This is a genomic window from Flavobacterium sp. H122 (genome assembly GCF_004959765.1).
In the GTDB taxonomy this organism is placed as follows: domain Bacteria; phylum Bacteroidota; class Bacteroidia; order Flavobacteriales; family Flavobacteriaceae; genus Flavobacterium.
Genome location: NZ_SJZD01000020.1, coordinates 1 through 3,346, shown reverse-complemented (window position 1 = coordinate 3,346; position 3,346 = coordinate 1). Strand labels below are relative to the sequence as shown.

The window sequence follows — 3,346 nt, the reverse complement described above, 5'->3', positions numbered from 1 at the left end:
GTAATCATAGCCATGTAAACCGGTTGCGGTTCTTTTGTATTCAATGTTTCCTGTATTGCTTACATTATTGGTTTGAATTAAGCCGGCTGCATTATTGATTATAAATTTACCTCCGGAAGCTACATTTACTTTGTCGGTAACTGTAATGTTATTGTTTGTGTCAATTGTCAGGAAACCTCCGTTTTGTATTGTTAAATTATAGCCCAAGCCATTGAATGAAGTTCCAGATACAATTGGGTCGTTTGTCACATCCGGAATAACAACACAGTCAAGTGCTGTTGGAACTCCTGACGGTGTCCAGTTGGAAGAAGTATTCCAGTCAGTGTTGGTGTTGCCGTTCCATTCTTTACTTCCGGTTACGGTTACGGTGGTTTGATCAGTTTCTTTTAAAATGGTTCCATTACAAAGCTGGTAGGATACTTCGGCTGTATACACAGTTGTTGCTGTAGGGCAGATATTTACGGTGTCTCCTGTTCCTACAACTGTCCCGGTTGTTCCGGCGCCTTCATACCATTTTATTGAAGTAATTGAATTGCCGGAAGGTACAAAACGCCAGGCTTCATTTGTAGCAGACCAATTCGCATCCAGCCCATTTCTTCCCGGAGCTACAGTGGCTACTGTTCCTGCTGCATTTTGAATGCCTACAATGGCATTACCGTTATTCCATTCTGAACAGGTTTCTTTGTTTTTTATATAGACTTCAATGATGTTCGTATTTTCATACAACACCATCATTCCAGTATATAATAAAGAGTTGCAATCTGATGTAGGGTTTAAAGGATCCTCATACATAGGAATATCGTTCCAGGCCGCAACGAGTGCTCTGCATCCGGTGTTTAATGTTATAAGTTCCCAGCCTATTTCTCCGCCAACAGAAGGGTCTATGTCGTGATATACACCGAATATGGAATTTGTAAATAATTGTTGGTCGATATTGTTAGGGAGGTTGTCATTAAACTGATACCCAGAAGAATCACCAGCTCTTGATGTGTCAAATGTTATGACGCCATTTGAACCTATTGTACAGGAATTATAGGAATTGCCATAGAAACAAAAATTGAACGGCAAGTTTACTACAGGTGACCATACGTCATCTTCATTAACACTTACAGGATTTCGTAAACAGTTAAATTGATATGGAGGAGCATACGGAATAGATTCTACGGTATAGTTTGTTGTTTCTCCCAGCTTTAAGTAACTGGCTTCAAGATTTACACAGTTTCCTGAAGTGCAGGAAATAGGTGTTGGGTCAGCTCCGTTCAATCCTGTTCCTCCGGAAATTACAGACGGGCATCCCAGGCTGGTTATTCCAGTACTGTTTCCAATAGCACAGGTAGGCTGTGTAAAATTTACTGATCCAATCCATACACCCTGACCTAATCCTGCTCCACAATCAGAACGTACCCAAAAATAATATTTGGTACCTGAAGTTAAGCCGGTCAAAGCTACACTGGTTGAACTTGCTCCAATATTTCCGGAAGGAGTGGTTACTGCAGTTGGAAACGTGTTTGATGTTGAATAGTAATATTGATAACTGCTCGCCGGTGCAGGTGAAGCTGCTGCCCAGCTGATTGTTGTGCTGGTTTGTGAAGCTATAAATACACTCAAGTTTGATGGATTGCCAGGGCAAGGTAGTGGTGGCAAAACCGTAAATGTGTAATCTTCCGTTTCTCCGTAGCTTATCGTTCCGCATACGTCAGGGTTTGTGTTGTCGTTATTTATTCTTACCCTCATTCTATGGTTTCCAACAATTGCGTTTGTAGGAACTGTTATAGATCCAGTCGCAGTGGTGACATAATCTCCGCTTGTATATACTGATTCATCGGTGTCAGTAAAATCCAGATCATCATTCCAGTCTATCCAAATACTGAAACCACTGGCTCCTCCGGATATGGATGAAGAGAAAAAAACTGTGCCTGAAGCTGTCTGACTTACTGTTTTTGCTGTAAAGTTACCATATCCTCCGGATGAATATCCTGATGCTGGATTCGATATGTTGGCAGTTCCATATGTGGTAGAGAAATTATTGATATAATTGGATGAATTTGTAGATGTGGATGAACAAAATCCTGTATAAAAGGAGCTGCTCGCCCAGGAACTGAAATCACCATTGCCGCAATTGGAACGGACAAACACGTAATAAGTCGTGTTAGCCGTTAATGAAGTGAAATTTGCTGTTGTTAAAACAGTTGCTGTTCCTGATCCTGATGGAGTTGATCCTGAGGTGGAGAGGACATATTCATAGCCTACAGGGGTGGTTCCTGTTACCGGGGGTGTCCAGCTAGCAATACCTGATACCGCAGAGTTTGCAGAAGCTGTTATAGTGGGGGTGTAGCAAGTTATTGGTGGCCCTACATGCAAGGTGTAATCTTCTGCTTCTGTATAAGTTTTTGTGCCGCAGGCTGACGGGTTTGTACTTAAATAGTCTGCTGCAATACGCATTCTGTAATCACCGTTTGCTGTTGTGCCGGGAATTGTAAATGAACCTGATACAGTTGTTCTATAACCACCGGAAGCATATACTTTTTCTCCGCTATCATCAAAATCCAAATCATTATTATAATCTATCCATATGTTGATTCCGTGTGTGTCCGAACTTGTTGCAACACTAAAATTAACTGTGCCTGTTGCTATTTGGGTGATAACTTGTGCTGTGTAGTCCCCGTAGCCACCGGTTGAGTAGGTAGTATTGTTGTTTATGTTGGTTAGGGCCCCGGTTGTTGTTACATTTTTTATCCAATAACTGCCGGAAGTAGTTCCTATCGTACAATAACCGGCTTTAGCGGTATACAGTTTGTCTGAAGAAGCTTTTTTTTTGTTGCTCTTTTTTTTTTTTTTGTGTTGCTCTCTTCTTCTTTTTTATTGGTATGCATTCTGTTTTCTCCGGCTTGCTTTGTGTTTACATCCGGAGAGAAAAGGGGAGGAGAGGCATCAGAAGAATATTTTGTCTTTTGAGCATTGAGGTTGTTGCAGTTTAAAATAACAGCTGCAAGTAAAAGTAAAAGCGATGTGTGTTTCTTTAATTTTTCAAAAAAAAGAAACTTTAAAATAATGTTTTTTTTCACGGTTGGTTGGTTTTTTGTTAAAATGTCGCGAATATATCATGTTTTTTATAACATATGTTGAATATTCGACAAAAGGCTTTTTTTAACGATAAATAACTGATTTAACCGATGAAATGCATTAATAATAAAGCCTTACATTAAAAATGTAAGGCTTTATTTGTTAATTCTATAATTGTAATGATCAGAAAATCACTTTTTTAGTGACTACAGCTCCATTTTCCAATGTTACTTTTACAAGTATTGCTGTGTTTGTATTTCTAAGATTTACAGCATTGTATTCT

General features: G+C 39.6%; 2 protein-coding genes. Both read right to left on the bottom strand.

From position 1 onward, the window contains the following. On the bottom strand, positions 1–2,568 hold a 2,568-nt coding region (locus tag EZM65_RS15285; protein ID WP_256371351.1), incomplete at its 3' end, for a GEVED domain-containing protein. Between the two features lie 191 nt (positions 2,569–2,759). After that, complete coding sequence (locus EZM65_RS15280; protein WP_136669430.1) at positions 2,760–3,065, bottom strand: hypothetical protein; 306 nt, start codon at positions 3,063–3,065, stop codon at positions 2,760–2,762. Positions 3,066–3,346: the final 281 nt, after the last annotated feature.